Consider the following 15,762-nt stretch of genomic DNA (forward strand, 5'->3'; position numbering starts at 1 on the left):
GGCCACAAGGAGACGGATCCTGCCGGTTCGGTGCCGGGATCCGCTGTTCCCTCGTGCACGGTTCGCAAGGAGAAACGTCTACCCATGAGCAACTCCCCCCACAGCGGCCGCCGCGGACGCCACCGCCGTCGCGTGAGCGCGACCGCCCTGCTGCTCGGCGTGCCCGTCGCGGTCGGGTCGTACTTCGTGGTCACCCACGAGGAGTCCCAGGCCGCGACGGTCGACGGCGACGCGTACTACCGGCTGGTCTCGGTGCGCAGCGGCAAGGTGCTGGACGTCAACGGCTTCTCCACCGCCGACGGCACCCGCATCCAGCAGTGGACCGATCAGAACACCGCCAACCAGCAGTGGCGCCTGAAGCCCGTCGGGGACGGCTACTACGAGCTGGTGAACCGCAACAGCGGCAAGGTCCTGGGCACAGCCGGCGACTCGACCGCCCGGACGGCCGCCGCCGAGCAGCAGACGGACAGGTCCTCGGCGTCGCAGCAGTGGCGGATCGACGACGTGAGCGGATCCGACGCGGTGACCTTCACCTCCCGCAGGAGCGGTCAGGTGCTGGACGTGTCCGCGGGCTCCACGGACCAGGGCGCGGCCGTCATCCAGTATCCCGGCTGGGGCGGCGCCAACCAGCAGTGGAAGCTGGTGAAGACGGGCGGTGCGAGCACCGCCGGGAACGGGTCGTACGCGTGGAAGAACGCCCAGGTGGTGGGCGGTGGTTACGTCACCGGGCTGGTGTTCAACCAGCGGGAGAAGGGCCTGCTGTACGCGCGCACCGACATGGGCGGCGCCTACCGCTGGGACACCGGGGCCGAGCAGTGGATCCCGCTGACCGACTGGATCGGCGAGAAGGACTGGAACCTGCTGGGAATTGACTCGCTGGCCACCGACCCCGTCGACCCCGACCGGCTCTACCTCGCGGCCGGCACCTACACCAACGAGTGGGCCGGCAACGCCGCGATCCTGCGCTCCACCGACCGGGGCCGCACCTTCCAGCGCACCGAGCTGCCGTTCAAGCTGGGCGGCAACGAGGACGGGCGGGGCGCCGGCGAGCGGCTGGCGGTCGACCCCGCGAACCACGACACCCTGCTGCTCGGCACCCGGAAGAACGGGCTGTGGCGCAGCACCGACCGCGGTGCGACGTGGAGCCAGGTCTCCTCGTTCCCGGTCAAGGACGGGGCGAGCAGCGGCGGGGGCGTCTCCTTCGTGACGTACGGCCCCTCCGGCAGCAGGACGGTCTACGTCGGCGTCGGCGACAGGTCCACCTCCCTCTACCGCTCGACCGACGGCGGCAGCACCTGGCAGGCCGTCCCCGGGCAGCCCACCGGCCAGCTGCCGCAGCACGGCGTGCTCTCCGGTGACGGCTCGCTGTACCTGACGTACACCAACGCCCTCGGCCCCAACGGCGTGACGGGCGGGTCGGTGTGGAAGTACGCGCCGGTCGGCGGGGCGTGGAAGGACGTCTCCCCGTCCAAGGGCGGCTACGGGTTCTCCGGTCTGGCCGTCGACCCGCAGAAGCCGTCGACGGTCATGGTCACCACCCTCGACCGCTGGTGGCCCGAGGACGAGGTCTACCGGTCCACCGACGGCGGCGCGACCTGGAAGGCGCTGGCGGGCACGTCGGTGCGGGACGCCTCCGGCGCTCCGTACGTCGGTACCGGCATCGGGCACTGGATGACCGCCCTGGCCATCGACCCCTTCGACTCCGGGCACGCGCTGTACGGCACCGGCAACGGCATCTGGCGCAGCAAGGACGTCACCGCCACCGACGGCGGCGGCACCAGCCACTGGACCGCGGGGGCCCGCGGACTGGAGGAGACGGCGCTCGCGGACGCGATCGCCCCGCCCGGCGGCGCCGCCCTGATCACCTCGATGGGCGACCAGGGCGGCTTCCGGTACGACTCCCTGACCGAGGTGCCCGCCGGGCGGTTGAAGAACCCGCTGATGAGCAGCAGCACCGACATCGACTTCGCCCAGTCCAACCCCTCGGTGATGGTCCGGGTCGGCCGCGGCGGTGAACAGGACGGCGCCTACTCCACCGACGGCGGCCTCACCTGGACGGGCTTCAGGGCGAAGCCGGCAGGGGCCCAGGCGGGCCGTGTCGCCCTCTCGGCGGACGGCTCCACCACCGTCTGGACGGGGGCGGGCCAGGTGCCGTACCGCTCGACCGACAGGGGGTCGAGCTGGTCGCGGGTCAACGGCCTGGGCACCGACGCCGAGGTGGTCGCCGACCGTTCCGCGGCCGCCACGTTCTACTCGCTGTCCGGCGGCGTGCTCCACGCCAGCACCGACGGCGGCGCGACCTTCACCGCCCGCGCCGCCGACCTGCCCTCCGGCCGGCTGACGGCCGCCCCGGGCATCGCGGGAGACCTGTGGATCTCCGGCGGTGGAAAGGGGCTGCTGCACTCCATCGACGGCGGCCGCACCTTCACCCCGGTCGCCCCGGTGCAGTCCGCCTCCGCCCTCGGCTTCGGCAAGGCGGCGCCCGGCGCCTCCTACCAGGCCCTGTACCTGATCGGCACGGTCAAGGACGTCACCGGGGTCTTCCGCTCCGTCGACAAGGGCGCCACCTGGCTCCGCATCAACGACGACGCCCACCAGTGGGGGGCCATCGGCAGCATCGGCATCATCACCGGCGACCCCGACGTCTACGGTCGCGTCTACATCGGCACCAATGGACGCGGCCTCCAGTACGGCGACCCGTCCTGACCCCGTCGGGGCGACCGTCGGTTCCCAGTGAGAGTCCGCCCCCCGGCACCCGGCCGGGGGGCGGCCACCTCCGGTCGCTGCGCAGCCTGCTCCAGGGCGTGCCGGGCCCGGGAACGGCTTCAACGAGACGATGCCGAACGAGGGTTGGTGGCGGTCGAGCGGCTGGAGCAGGCGATCCGGCCGGTCGGACGCTTCTCCGGCCTGCCCAGGTGCTCGACCACGCGGGCGAGCCGGACATCGCCGGGGAGTCCCGGGCACCACGATGAGCGACAGCGCTCCGGGCACTGCTTCCGGGAGATCCCCGGGGCCGCCCCCGGGCGGGACGACGTGATGCCCGCCGGCCGCTGCGCCCTCCTCGACCAGTTCGCCCTGGACGAGGTCCTCCCCGCCGCCATCGCCCTCCCCTGCACCCATCCCGCACGTCCCCCGACCTTCTGGGACGGCCTCCGCGCCCGGGGCCCCATCGGACCGGGCGTGCCGAACCCGAGTTCCCGATGAGGTGGCGGGTCGGCGAGCGGCGCGGTGGAGCCGTCAGTGGGCCGGGGCGAAGCCTCCTCGGAGGGTGGGGGAGGAGGCGGCCGTCCTGGCATCGACGCGGTAGCTGTCGCCGGCCGTGGCCCGGACGCCGGTGGCGTGGTTGAACTGCGCGGCGAACACGTGCTGCCCGGCCGGCACGGTGCGGCCGGGCTTGAGAACCCAGCGGTACACCAGCGCACCGCCGGTCTCCTGGACGGTGACGGTGAAGTCGTCGGCCGGCAGGGTCCGCCAGGAACCCGTTTCGCGCACCCCGCCGGTCTGCGTGATCCGCAGCTCCACCGTGAGCGAGCCGAGCTGCTGGGAGGTGCCGACGGCAACGCTGCTCTGGCCCCAGTAGACCGTGCTCTTCGCGTCCACCGAACCCTCGGTCCACAGCGGACCGTTCTGGACCCGCCCGGTCGGGAGCGTCGGAGTCGCACTCGGGCGCGACCCTCCGGTGGTGCTCGGCGCCGGACCGGTCGCGGTGGAGGGCGCGGACGGCACGGGGCTGTCGAGGGGGGCCGAAGCGGCGGGTGCCGTCGTCACCGCGGGGGCCGGCGGCTGGCCGTTCACGATGCCGGCGACGGCGAGGCCGCCGGTGGCCAGGAGGCCGGCCGTGGCGAGGGCGGCGAGGAGGACCCTGCGCCCGGACCGGGCGATCGAGGGCGCGCGGTGCGGGAGCGTCGGGCCCGCCGCGCGCTGCTCGACCAGCGCGACGATCGTGGCCCGGTCGGGGTGGTGGTGTGCGGCAGCCTCTCGCAGCTGCCGGCTGATCTCCTCGTTCACCTGCTCCTCCCTCCCAGTACCGGCTCACCGGTCGCCGGTGTGCCGAGCAGTCGCTCCAACTCGGCCATCGCTTTCGAAGTCTGGCTCTTCACCGTACCGACCGATATGCCCAGCGCCATGGCGGTGTCCTTCTCCGACAGGTCGAAGGCATGGCGCAGCACGACGCACGCCCGCTTGCGGAACGGCAGCCGGGCGAGCGCCGCCCGGACGTCCATGGAGCCGGCCATGTCCGGCAGGTCGGTCGTCTCGGGGGACCGCGACCAGAACAGCGTGATCCTGCGCCGTTCGCGGACGGCGCTGCGGATGCGCTCGCGCACCAGGTTGGCCACCACGCCCCGCGCGTAGGCCTGCGGGTGGCGGGCCGCGCGGAAGCGGTCCCAGTTCTGCCACAGCGCCACCAGGGCGTCCGCGGCGATGTCGTCCGCCGCGTGCGGCTCGCCGGTCAGCAGGTAGGCCAGGCGGACCAGTTCGGCGTAGTGGCGTTCGAAGAAGTCGTGGAACTCCGCGGACGCCTCGTCCAGGCGCATCTCCCTCGGTCGCCCTCTCCTCGCGGTGTGTGCGTTAACAATCGGCCGAAGCGTAACAGCGCCCGCCACCGCGTCCGAACGGCGGCCGGCGGCGTGGCCGTGGTGGATGGATGCCACGTCAGTGCCGGGAGAACTGGACCGGGGTGGCCTGCACCACGTTCGCCCTCACCGCGATGCCGTCCACGGTCAGTTGCTCGCCGTAGAGGTCGGTGATCCTGATCCGGGCGCCGCAGCCCTTGCCGTCGGCGGCCGTGAAGTAGTTGTAGCCGGTGCGCGGGAGCTGCCGCCAGCCCGTCCCGGTCTGCACCTCCAGGGCGGCGACCGGGTTCCGGTGGCCGATCACCTGGATGGCGCACCAGTACTGGCTGGACCCGGTCTGGTACCGGACGGAGAGCGTCTGCGGCGCGTCGGCGGGGCTCAGCAGGCTCCAGGTGATCGGGAGCCGGCCGACCTTGAGATCGGCGAGCTCGGCGAACGCCTGCTGGCTGAGGTCGATCTGCCCCGGGGCGCAGGGCAGCGGGCACTCGTTGACGATCCGCACCGTGATCGAGGCGCCGTTGGACGCCTTGATCCGCACGTACGCCCCGCACGCCCGGGACGTCTCGTAGTCGGTGTGGTTCATCGCCGCGATCATCATGTCGCCGGACGGGCCGAACAGGCAGGCGCCGTTGCCGTCGGCGGCCTCGTAGGCGGTCGCCACGCCCTGGTAGCCGACCCCGGGGCGGATCCGTCCTCCCGCGGGAGCCGCCGCGGGAGCCGCCGGCTTCGCCGCGGCCGAGGCGGAGGCCCGGGCCGGGACGGAAGCGGACGGGGAGGCGGAGGAGGACGGGGAGGCCGGAGCGGAGGCCGACGGCTGCGCCGGGTCGGACGGCGCTCCGGCCGCCGGAGCGGAGGAACCCGACCCCGCCGTGGAGCCCGCCGCCGGGGCGCCCACGGTGGCGCCGGCCGGCCCGCCCGTGGCGGCTCCGCCGCCGGGGAGCACTGCGAACACCAGGCAGACCAGCGCTGCCGCGGCGCTCAGCGCCACTGGGATGCCGACGGTCTTGCCGCGGTTGTGCCCGCGCCTGTGCGCAGCGCCGTGCTTCGTTGTGCTCATCCTCGTCCGTCCGGTAGGCCAGGTCGTCGTGTCACCTCCCAGTGGCCACCGGTCGCGAAGAGGTTGCCGTCCTCGATCGGGAAATTTCTCCGAGCGGGGCGCGGCCGCCGCGAGGGCGGGGCAGCCGGCGTTCGCTACCGGGGCTCGATGGCCCGGGCGCACCAGATCGTCTTGCCGCTCCTGCTGTGCCGGGTGCCCCACCCCTGGGCCGGCTGGGCGACGAGCATGAGGCCTCGGCCGCCCTCGTCGAAGTCGCGGGCCCGGCGCAGGTGCGGGGTGGCCTTGCCGGCGTCGGAGACCTCGCAGATCAGCGCCGCGTCCCCGATCAGTCGCAGCCCGGTCGGCGGCCCGCCGTACTTGACGGCGTTGGTGACCAGCTCGCTGACGACCAGCTCGGTGACGAACGCCTCCTCCGTCAGACCCCGGGCGGCCGGCTGCTCGACGGCGAACTGCCGGGCGGACGGCACCTGCGAGGTGCCGGGCTCCACGTACCGGACGGCGACCGGGGTGTCCCTTCAGGGTGGGCAGGGTGCGGGGATCCCCGACGGGAGGTCAGGGGAGCGGGAGCGGCTCGTAGTCGAACCGGTCGAAGTGGACGGTGCCGGCCGCGGCGTACATGCCGATGACGCGTCCGGTGAAGCCGCCGGCGACCTCGGTGGACAGGTAGCGTCCGGCGAGGGTGGCGAGCACGGTGAACGTGCCGTTGTGCTCCTCGATGCCGAAGGAGAGGGTGTCCGGCCCGGTCCTTGCGCCACGCGGGGGTTCCGGAGCGATCTCCACGCCGAGCACCACCGCTCCGGCGGGCACCGGCCGGGTGGCGACCTCGGTGCGCAGCGGGCCGATCCGGGCGAAGACCTTCACCTCGCCGTCGGCCGCCTCGATCTCGTAGTGGTGCTCCTCGTCCAGGCGGACGGCCAGACCGCCGCGGCCGTCGGCGGGATCGATCAGGGTGCGGGCCCGGCAGGCGAGGTGCTGCTGGCGCCGGCCGACGAACACCGCGTCGTTGTCGTCCAGGGAGGCGCCGACGGCGCGCAGGGTGAGCCAGCCGGATCGTTCCTTCGTGGTGCACGAGCCCTCCGGGCGCTCGCGCACCGAGATCCACCGGGGGTGCAGTTCGGCCTGGTCGAAGTCGTCCCGGGCCGGTGCGGCGACGGCGGGGTGCAGCGGCCAGGCCGGGGTGGGCAGTTCGGAGGTGACCCCGCCGACGACCGGCCAGCCGTCCACCCACTCGACGGGGGCGAGGAAGGTCTCCCGGCCGAGGACGTGCCAGCCGGGGGTGCCGCCGCGCGGCCGGACCGCGAGCAGCACCATCCACCAGGAGCCGTCGGGCGCCTGGACGAGGTCGGCGTGCCCGGTGTTCTGGATCGGACTGGCGATGCCGCGGTGGGTCAGGACCGGGTTGGCCGGGCAGGGCTCGAACGGGCCGGAGGGCGTCCGGCCGCGGGCGACGGAGACGCCGTGGCTCCGTTCGGTGCCGCCCTCCGCGATCACCAGGTACCAGTGGTCGCCGATCCGGTAGAGGTGCGGGGCCTCGGGGGCCATCGCGCCGGGGGTGCCGGACCAGATCCGGTACGGCTCGCCGAGGGTCTCGCCGGTCGTCGGGTCGATGCGGACCTGGGAGACGCCGGCGACGGTGCACCAGCAGGTGCCGTCCTCGTCCCAGGCCAGGTCCGGGTCGATCCCGGGCACCCCGGGCAGTCGGACCGGGTCCGACCAGGGGCCGGCCGGGTCGGTGGCGGTGAAGAGCATGTTGCCGCCGTCGCCGACGTTGGTGACGATCAGCCAGAAGCGGCCGTCGTGGTGGCGCAGGGTCGGCGCGTAGATGCCGCCGGAGGACGGCATGTCGCGCGGCAGGCGCAGCTGGCTCGGCCGGTCGAGGGCGTTGCCGATCTGCGTCCAGTTCACCAGGTCGCGGCTGTGGAAGACCGGGATGCCGGGGAAGTACTCGAAGCTGGAGCACACCAGGTAGTAGTCGTCGCCCACGCGGCAGACGCTGGGGTCGGGGTGGAAACCGGGGATCACCGGGTTGGGGACGGTGGCGGCCGGTTGGAGCTGCTCTGACACGTGGTCGGTTCCTTTCCGAGGTTCATCAGGTCGTCGGCGGACCTCGCCTGCTCGGCCGTGATGCCCCGGGCTTCCAGGACGTCCCGGCGGTAGAAGGTGGCGCCGGGGATGCCTTCAGGCCTCCTCGGTGGTCGCGGCGGTTCCCGCGACCGCGGCGGCCGTGCTCAGGAAGCTCCTGCGGTTCAAGCCGGATCCCATGGTGGTGCGACCCCCTCTCCGCCGAAAGCGTCGAAGCGCTTGAATGTTGCGGTGACACTAACGACGCGTTTCCGATTCGGCAAGAGGCTGAACAAATACAAAATCCCTCACTTGCAAGATAATTGACATGGGGAAGAGAGCGTGTCAGCGTCGAAGCGCTTCGACGAACGGCCCCTGCGCCCCACCAGCCCGAAGGGTTCTCCCGGTGACCTCCGCGTCCGTACCCGCAGCCGAGCTGCATCCGTTCCGCGACTCCGCGCTGCCGCTGCGCAAGCGCATCGACGACCTGCTGGGGCGGCTCACGCCCGAGGAGCGCCTCGCGATGCTGCACCAGTACGTGCCGGCCGTGCCGCGCCTGGGCATCGCCGCCTTCCGCACCGGCAGCGAGGCGCTGCACGGCGTCGCCTGGCTGGGGGAGGCGACGGTCTTCCCGCAGGCCGTCGGCCTCGGCGCGAGCTGGGACGAAGCGCTGCTGAGGCGGGTCGCCGAGGCGGTCTCGGTCGAGCTGCGCGCCTTCCACCGGACCCGCCCGCCCGCGGTCGCCCCCGACCGCGGGCCCACCAGCCTCCAGGCCTGGGCCCCCGTGCTGAACCTGCTGCGCGACCCCCGCTGGGGACGCAACGAGGAGGGCTACTCGGAGGACCCGGTGCACACCGCCCGGCTCGGCACGGCATACTGCCGCGGCCTGGCCGGCGACCACCCGACCTACCTGCGGACGGCGCCGGTGCTCAAGCACTTCCTCGCCTACAACAACGAGGACGGCCGCTGCACCACCTCCTCGGGCCTGCGCCCCCGGGTCCTGCAGGAGTACGACCTGGCGGCCTTCCGCCCGGTCGTCGCCTCGGGCGCCGCCACCGGCGCGATGGCCGCCTACAACCTGGTCAACGGCCGCCCGTGCCACGTCAGCCCGCTGATCGAGGACGAGCTGCGCCGCTGGGCGCGCGGGACCGGGCACGAGTTGTTCGTGGTCAGCGACGCCGAGGCCCCGTCCAACCTGGTCGACCCCGAGCACTACTTCGACGACCACGCGGAGGGGCACGCGGCCGCGCTCAAGGCGGGCATCGACAACTTCACCGACCACGGCGAGGACAGCGACACGGTCGTCGGCCGGCTGCGCGAAGCCCTGGAGCGCGGCCTGGTCTCCCAGGACGACGTCGACGCCGCGGTCCGCCGCCAGCTCGACGTGAGGTTCCGCCTCGGCGAGTTCGACCCCGAGCTGGACCCGTACGCCGGCATCGGTCCGGACGTGGTGAACTGCCCCGAGCACCGCGAGCTGGCCCGGCGGGCCGCCGTCGAGTCGACGGTGCTGCTCAAGAACGACGGCCTGTTGCCACTGGGGTCCGCCCGCACCTCACGGGTCGCCGTGATCGGTCCGCTCTCCGACACCCTGTGCGAGGACTGGTACAGCGGCACCCTGCCCTACCGGGCCACGGTCGCCGACGGCCTGACCGCCGCGCTCGGCGACCTCGGCGGCGAGGTGGTCCGGGTGGAGGGCAGCGACCGGATCACGCTGCGCTCGCGCACCACCGGCGAACTGCTCGGCGGGGCCGCGTTCGACGTGACCGACTGGGGACGCGCCGTGCTGACCCTGCGCGAGGCCGACACCGGCCGCTACCTCTGCCTCCAGGAGGACGCCACCCTGGCGGCCTCCACGCGGGTGATCAAGAGCTGGTCCGTCCGGGAGACCTTCCACCTGGAGCCGGCCGAGGACGGCGCCGTGCTGGTGCGCTCGGTGTTCACCGGCCGCTACGCCGCCGTCGACCCGGCCGGCGGCCGGGTCACCGTCACCGCCGAGAGCCCGGAAGCAGCCGAGCGCTTCCGGCGCGAGGTGCTGCGCGACGGCACCGCCGAGGCCCGGGCGGCGGCCGAGGACGCCGACGCGGCGGTCGTGGTGCTCGGCAACCACCCGCTGATCAACGGCCGCGAGACCGAGGACCGGGTCGACACCGCCCTGCCCGCCGGGCAGGAGGCGCTCCTGCGCGCCGTCGCCGCCGTCCGCCCGCAGACCGCGCTGGTGGTGATGAGCAGCTACCCGTACGCGCTCGACTGGGCGGACGCCCACCTGCCCGCCGTGCTGTGGACCTCCCACGGCGGCCAGGAGACCGGCCACGCGCTGGCCGCCGTGCTGCTCGGTGACGCCGAGCCCGCCGGCCGCCTCCCGCAGACCTGGTACCGGGGCCACGACACCCTGCCGGCACCGCTGGACTACGACATCATCACGGCCGGCTGGACCTACCAGTACCACCGCGCCGCGCCGCTCTACCCCTTCGGACACGGCCTCTCCTACACCGAGTTCACCCACCGCGACCTGCGGCTGTCCGAGACCTCGATCGACCGGGACGGTGCCCTCGACGCCACCCTGACCCTGGCCAACACCGGACGGCGGGCCGGCAGCGAGGTGGTCCAGCTCTACGTCCGCGCCCTGGACGCCCGCTACCGGGCACCCCGGCTGCGCCTGGCGGACTTCACCAAGGTCCGCCTGGAGCCGGGCGAGAGCCGCGAGCTGGGCTTCCACCTGCCGGCCGACCGGTTCGCCCACTGGGACGTCGCCACCGGTGCCTTCACCGTCGACCCCGGTGCGTACGAGATCGTCGTCGCCCGCTCGGCCGAGCACCCGGTGCTCACCGCGCCGCTCACCGTGACCGGACCGCCGCCGCGGCCCCGTGCGGTGATCGAACGCCGCGTCCTGGCCGCGGACTTCGACGAGCAGGCGGACAGCGCCCTGGTCGACGCCACCCGCACCGAGGGCGACGCCGTCACCCCGGCCGACCCGGCCCGCCCCGCCGTGCTGTCCTTCCGCCGCCTCGATCTGTCGGGCGCTGCCCGGGTGGAGGTGGAGACCGCCCGGGAGGCCGTCGGTACCGGCGCGGCACGGCTGGAGTTCCGGGTCGGCGACCAGCCGGTGGCGAAGATCGACGTCCCGGTCACCGGCGACCGGTACAGCTGGACCACGGTGGTGGCCGAGCTGTCCACCCCGCTGGTCGGGGTCCACGACCTGCAGGTGACCCTGCACGGCGGTGTGCGCCTGGCCGCGTTCCGTTTCGGCGCCACCGACACCGCCGGCTGAGCCCCACCACCCCGGAGGCGTCCCGCATGTCACCCCCCACCCCCCACCACACCACCTCGTCATCGCGCCACCCGGAGGACGACCCGATGCCTGTCACCGATCTCGGAATCGACGAACTCGTCGACTACCGGCCCGATTCGAGCGCCCCGCAGGACTTCGACGAGTTCTGGCGGCGCACCCTCGCCGAGGCCCGGTCGCACGACGGGGCGGCCAAGACCGAACGCGTCACCGCGCAGTACGGACTGCGCACCCTCGAGGTCGACGACGTACGGTTCCCCGGCTGGGACGGGGAGCCGGTGGCGGCCTGGCTGCTGCGCCCGCGCGGCGCGGACGGGCCGCTACCGGTCGTCGTCACGTACATCGGCTACAGCGGCGGCCGCGGCCTGCCCACCGAGCACCTGTTCTGGCCCACCGCGGGCTACGCCCAACTCGTGGTGGACAGCCGCGGCCAGGGCCACGACACCCCCGACCGGGACGCGGGGGAGGGCACCCAATGGGTCGAGGGCTTCATGACCCGGGGCATCGAGTCCCCCGAGAACCACTACTACCGGCGGCTGATCACCGACTGCGTGCGCGCCGTCGACGCCGTCGGACAGCTGCCCGGTCTCGACGGTGACCGGATCGTGCTCACCGGAGGCAGCCAGGGCGGCGGCCTCGCCCTCGCCGCGGCCGGCCTGTCCGGGAGCCGGGTGGCGGCGGTGATGCCGGACGTCCCGTTCCTGTGCCACTACCGCCAAGGCGCGCAGACCGCCCTGGAAGGCCCGTACCAGGAGATCGTCAAGTACCTGCGGTGGCACAGCCGGCACCGCGTCCAGCAGGCCTTCGACACCCTCGACCACTTCGACGGGGTCCACTTCGCCCAGCGGGCCACCGCCCCCGCCCTGTTCAGCGTCGGACTGATGGACCCGGTCTGCCCACCCCGTACGGTCTACGCCGCGTTCAACCGCTACGCGGGCGAGGACCGCACCATGACGGTCTGGCCGTTCGCCGACCACGCCGGCGGCTGCGGCTCCAACCCGCCCGTCCAGCTCGCCTGGCTGCAGCAGCGCGGCCTCGCGCCGGGGCGGTGACCGCGATGACCCCCTGGGAGACGCCGGACTTCCCCGCGCTGCCCGCCGGATTCCGGTTCGGCGCGGCCACCGCCGCGTACCAGATCGAGGGCGCCCACGACCAGGACGGCCGGGCCCCCTCCATCTGGGACACCTTCAGCCACACCCCCGGCCGCACCCTCGGCGGCGCCACCGGCGACACCGCCTGCGACCACTACCACCGCTACCGGGAGGACGTGGGCCTGCTCCACCGGCTCGGCGTCGACACCTACCGCTTCTCGATCGCCTGGCCGCGCCTGGTGCCCCGGGGCACCGGCCCGGCCAACCCGAAGGGCCTGGACTTCTACGACCGGCTGATCGACGAGCTGCTGGCCGCCGGGATCCAGCCCGCCGTCACCCTCTACCACTGGGACCTGCCGCAGGCCCTGGAGGACCGCGGGGGCTGGCGGGTCCGCGGGACCGCCGAGGCGTTCGCCGACTACACGGCGCTCGCCGCCGAGCGCTACGGCGACCGGGTGGCCCGCTGGATCACCCTCAACGAGCCGTACTGCTCCGCGTTCGTCGGCTACGCCGAGGGCAGGCACGCCCCCGGCGCCCGGGAGGGCCGCGGCGCACTGGCCGCCGCGCACCACCTCCTCCTCGCCCACGGCCTGGCGGTGCGGGAGCTCCGGGCCGCCGGGGCCCGCGAGGTCGGCATCGCCCTCAACCTCGACCGCATCCACGCGGCCTCCGGCCGCCCCGAGGACCAGGCGGCCCGGCGCCGCGCCGAGGTGCTGCACAACGACGTCTGGACCGAGCCGCTGCTCGCCGGCCGCTACCCCGCCCAGGAGGCCGAGACCTGGGGCGGCCTCGCGGACGGCCCGTGGCGGCTGCCCGGCGACCTGGAAGTGATCGGCACGCCGCTGGACTTCCTCGGCGTCAACTTCTACCGCCCGATCACCGTCGCCGCCGCCGCGCACCGCACCGAGGACCCCGGAGCCCGCACGGCCGTGGACATCGGCGTCGCGGAACTCGACCCGTACGGCACGCCCCACACCACCATGGCCTGGCCCGTCGTCCCCGGCGCGCTCACCGAATTGCTGTGCAACCTGCACACCCGCTACCCGCAGCTGCCGCCGGTCTGGATCACCGAGAACGGCGCGGCCTTCGAGGACACGGTCCGCCCCGACGGATCCGTCCACGACCCGGAGCGCACCCGCTACCTCGCCGCGCACCTGGCCGCCGTGGCCGACGCGGCCGCCGCCGGGGTCGACGTCCGCGGCTACTACCTCTGGTCGCTGCTGGACAACTTCGAGTGGGCGCGCGGCTACGACCAGCGCTTCGGTCTGGTCCGCGTCGACTACGACACCCTGACCCGCCTGCCCAAGGACAGCTACCACTGGTACCGGGCCCTGATCACCGCGCACCGCGCGCGGACGGAGGACACCGCCCGATGAAGTTCACCGACGGCTACTGGCTGATGCGCCCGGGCTGCACCGCCCGCTACGCCGCCGAGGTCGCCGACGTCCGGGCCGAGGAGCACCGGATCACCCTCTACGCCCCGGTCAAGCACGTCCGCGGCCGCGGCGACACGCTCAACAGCCCGCTGCTGACCGTCGAGTGCTGGTCGCCGGCCGAGGGCGTGATCGGGGTGCGCACCACCCACCACGCCGGCTCCGTCCGCCGAGGGCCGGAGTTCGCCCTGCCCGGCGCCGAGCCGCGCAGCGGAAAGGTCCGCCGCGAGGGGGACGTGCTGGAACTCGGCGCCGGCGAGCTGACGCTGCGCATCGACACCTCCCGGCCCTGGCACCTGGAGTTCACCGCAGGCGGCCGGGTGCTGACCAGCGCCGGTGAACGCGGCACCGGCTTCGCCACCGACGCCGACGGCCGGCACCACATGCTCGGCCAACTCGCCCTGGGCGTCGGCGAGCTGGTCTACGGCCTCGGCGAGCGCTTCACCCCGTTCGTCCGCAACGGCCAGGTGGTCGACATCTGGCAGGCCGACGGCGGCACCAGCAGCGAACAGGCCTACAAGAACATCCCGTTCCATCTGACCAACCGCGGCTACGGCGTCTTCGTCAACCACCCCGGGAAGGTCTCCTACGAGGTCGGCTCCGAGTCGGTCGGCCAGGTGCAGTTCAGCGTCGAGGACCAGGAACTGGAGTACTACGTCGTCCACGGTCCCACCCCCAAGGAGATCCTGCGGCGCTACACCGCGCTCACCGGCCGGCCCGCCCTGCCGCCCGCCTGGGCGCTCGGACTCTGGCTGACCACCTCCTTCACCACCGACTACGACGAGGCCACCGTCAACCGCTTCGTCGGCGGCATGCTCGAGCGCGGCATCCCGCTCAGCGTGTTCCACCTCGACTGCTTCTGGATGCGCGAGTACCAGTGGTGCGACTTCGACTGGGACGCCGGCACCTTCCCCGACCCGGTGGGCATGCTGGCCCGGCTCAAGCAGCAGGGCCTGCGGATCTCCGCCTGGATCAACCCGTACATCGCGCAGAAGTCCGCCCTCTTCGAGGAGGGCAGGCGGGCCGGGTACCTGGTCCGCCGGGCGGACGGCAGCGTCTGGCAGTGGGACCTGTGGCAGCCGGGCATGGCCCTGGTGGACTTCACCAACCCCGCCGCCCGCGACTGGTACACCGGCAGGCTGCGCGGCCTGCTCGCGCACGGCGTGGACTGCGTCAAGACCGACTTCGGCGAGCGCATCCCCACCGATGTCGTCTGGCACGACGGCTCCGACCCCGAGCGGATGCACAACTACTACACCCACCTGTACAACCGGGCCGTCTTCGAGCTGCTGCGCGAGGAACGCGGGGAGGGCGAGGCCCTGCTGTTCGCCCGCTCCGCCACCGCCGGCGGCCAGCAGTACCCGGTGCACTGGGGCGGCGACTGCGAGTCGCACTTCAACGCCATGGCGGAGTCGCTGCGCGGCGGCCTCTCCCTCGGACTGTCGGGCTTCGGCTTCTGGAGCCACGACATCGGCGGCTTCGAAGGCACCCCCACGCCGACCGTCTTCAAACGCTGGGTGCAGTTCGGCCTGCTCTCCTCGCACAGCCGGCTGCACGGCAGCAAGTCCTACCGCGTGCCCTGGGACTACGGCGACGAGGCGGTCGAGGTCACCCGCGAGTTCACCCTGCTCAAGCACCGCCTCGCGCCCTACCTGCAACGTGCCGCCCAGCACGCGCACACCACCGGCATCCCGGTGATGCGCGCCATGGTGCTCGAGTTCCCCGACGACCCGGCCGCGGCCACCCTCGACCGGCAGTACCTGCTCGGGGACGACCTGCTGGTCGCCCCGGTGTTCACCGACGACGGCACCGTCGAGTACTACGTGCCCGAGGGCACCTGGACCAACCTGCTGACCGGACAGCAGGTCGTCGGCCCGCGCTGGGCCAGGGAACGGCACGGCTTCCACACCCTGCCGCTGCTCGCCCGCCCCGACTCCGTCGTCCCGCTCGCCGCCGACGACCGGCGCCCGGTCTCCGCGTGGGCCGACGGCGTCGAACTGCGGGTCCACGCGTTCGCCGACGGCGCCGAGCGGACCGTCACCGTCCCCCGCACCGAGGGCCTCGGCGACGCCGCCCGCTTCCACCTCCGCCGCACCGGCGAGCGGCTCACCGTCACCACCGACAGTCCGCACCCGTGGCACGTGCGCGTCGGAGGCCCCGACGGCGCCCTGCACAGCCGGCCGGGCGGCACCCAGGAGGCCCACCTCCCGTACCCGGGCTGAACCGCGGTGGACGCGCGGCCCGGCCGGGCCGCGCATCC

11 protein-coding genes and 1 pseudogene are annotated in these 15,762 nt (G+C 73.6%); 6 read left to right on the forward strand and 6 right to left on the reverse strand.

The annotated features are described in order from the left end of the window. Positions 1–84 precede the first annotated feature (84 nt). Positions 85–2,706 carry an RICIN domain-containing protein gene (locus ABEB06_RS33065; protein ID WP_345700593.1) on the forward strand — a complete coding sequence of 874 codons (2,622 nt, stop codon included), beginning with the start codon at positions 85–87 and terminating at the stop codon, positions 2,704–2,706. 147 nt (positions 2,707–2,853) lie between these two features. Next, positions 2,854–3,204 carry a hypothetical protein gene (locus ABEB06_RS33070; protein ID WP_345700594.1) on the forward strand — a complete coding sequence of 117 codons (351 nt, stop codon included), beginning with the start codon at positions 2,854–2,856 and terminating at the stop codon, positions 3,202–3,204. A 33-nt stretch (positions 3,205–3,237) separates the two neighbouring features. On the opposite strand, the gene ABEB06_RS33075 is transcribed toward ABEB06_RS33070, so the two are convergent. The 6 genes and pseudogenes from ABEB06_RS33075 to ABEB06_RS39430 all read right to left on the reverse strand — a co-directional run bounded on the left by ABEB06_RS33075 (position 3,238) and on the right by ABEB06_RS39430 (position 7,893). After that, a complete protein-coding gene (locus ABEB06_RS33075) occupies positions 3,238–4,008 on the reverse strand; it encodes a hypothetical protein (RefSeq protein WP_345700595.1) in 771 nt (256 codons plus the stop codon). Next, on the reverse strand, positions 4,005–4,535 hold the full coding sequence (locus tag ABEB06_RS33080; RefSeq protein ID WP_345700596.1) for a SigE family RNA polymerase sigma factor: 531 nt from the start codon (positions 4,533–4,535) through the stop codon (positions 4,005–4,007). Before ABEB06_RS33080 ends, ABEB06_RS33075 begins: the two co-directional genes overlap by 4 nt. 118 nt (positions 4,536–4,653) lie before the next feature. Next, positions 4,654–5,631, reverse strand: coding sequence for an expansin EXLX1 family cellulose-binding protein (locus tag ABEB06_RS33085; protein WP_345700597.1), 978 nt, complete (start codon positions 5,629–5,631; stop codon positions 4,654–4,656). Positions 5,632–5,765: 134 nt separating this feature from the next. After that, positions 5,766–6,119 (reverse strand): annotated as a pseudogene (locus ABEB06_RS33090) (ATP-binding protein); the annotation flags it as partial. Positions 6,120–6,183: 64 nt separating this feature from the next. After that, positions 6,184–7,695: a glycoside hydrolase family 43 protein gene (locus ABEB06_RS33095; RefSeq protein ID WP_345700598.1), complete on the reverse strand. Its 1,512-nt coding sequence runs from the start codon at positions 7,693–7,695 to the stop codon at positions 6,184–6,186. Positions 7,696–7,809: 114 nt separating this feature from the next. Then, a complete protein-coding gene (locus ABEB06_RS39430; protein ID WP_425559821.1) occupies positions 7,810–7,893 on the reverse strand; it encodes a twin-arginine translocation signal domain-containing protein in 84 nt (27 codons plus the stop codon). A 205-nt stretch (positions 7,894–8,098) separates the two neighbouring features. Here ABEB06_RS39430 and ABEB06_RS33100 point away from each other — a divergent pair, with 205 nt between their 5' ends. The 4 genes from ABEB06_RS33100 (at position 8,099) to yicI (ending at position 15,724) form a co-directional block, all read left to right on the forward strand. Continuing rightward, positions 8,099–10,960: a glycoside hydrolase family 3 C-terminal domain-containing protein gene (locus ABEB06_RS33100; protein WP_345700599.1), complete on the forward strand. Its 2,862-nt coding sequence runs from the start codon at positions 8,099–8,101 to the stop codon at positions 10,958–10,960. Positions 10,961–11,046: 86 nt separating this feature from the next. After that, positions 11,047–12,030, forward strand: a complete 984-nt coding sequence (locus tag ABEB06_RS33105; RefSeq protein ID WP_345700600.1) for an acetylxylan esterase — start codon at positions 11,047–11,049, stop codon at positions 12,028–12,030. A gap of 5 nt (positions 12,031–12,035) precedes the next feature. Next, complete coding sequence (locus ABEB06_RS33110) at positions 12,036–13,445, forward strand: GH1 family beta-glucosidase (protein ID WP_345700601.1); 1,410 nt, start codon at positions 12,036–12,038, stop codon at positions 13,443–13,445. Then, complete coding sequence (gene yicI / locus ABEB06_RS33115; RefSeq protein WP_345700602.1) at positions 13,442–15,724, forward strand: alpha-xylosidase; 2,283 nt, start codon at positions 13,442–13,444, stop codon at positions 15,722–15,724. The genes ABEB06_RS33110 and yicI overlap by 4 nt, the downstream gene beginning before the upstream one ends. Positions 15,725–15,762: the final 38 nt, after the last annotated feature.

It is taken from the genome of Kitasatospora terrestris (assembly GCF_039542905.1).
GTDB classification, from domain to species: domain Bacteria; phylum Actinomycetota; class Actinomycetes; order Streptomycetales; family Streptomycetaceae; genus Kitasatospora; species Kitasatospora terrestris.

Excerpts from the sequence above, each read along its gene's own strand:
- ABEB06_RS33065 (WP_345700593.1), top strand. The coding sequence starts at position 85 with ATGAGCAACTCCCCCCACAGCGGCCGCCGCGGACGCCACCGCCGTCGC.
- ABEB06_RS33080 (WP_345700596.1), bottom strand. The coding sequence starts at position 4,535 with ATGCGCCTGGACGAGGCGTCCGCGGAGTTCCACGACTTCTTCGAACGC.
- ABEB06_RS33085 (WP_345700597.1), bottom strand. The coding sequence starts at position 5,631 with ATGAGCACAACGAAGCACGGCGCTGCGCACAGGCGCGGGCACAACCGC.
- ABEB06_RS39430 (WP_425559821.1), bottom strand. The coding sequence starts at position 7,893 with ATGGGATCCGGCTTGAACCGCAGGAGCTTCCTGAGCACGGCCGCCGCG.
- ABEB06_RS33105 (WP_345700600.1), top strand. The coding sequence starts at position 11,047 with ATGCCTGTCACCGATCTCGGAATCGACGAACTCGTCGACTACCGGCCC.
- ABEB06_RS33110 (WP_345700601.1), top strand. The coding sequence starts at position 12,036 with ATGACCCCCTGGGAGACGCCGGACTTCCCCGCGCTGCCCGCCGGATTC.
- yicI (WP_345700602.1), top strand. The coding sequence starts at position 13,442 with ATGAAGTTCACCGACGGCTACTGGCTGATGCGCCCGGGCTGCACCGCC.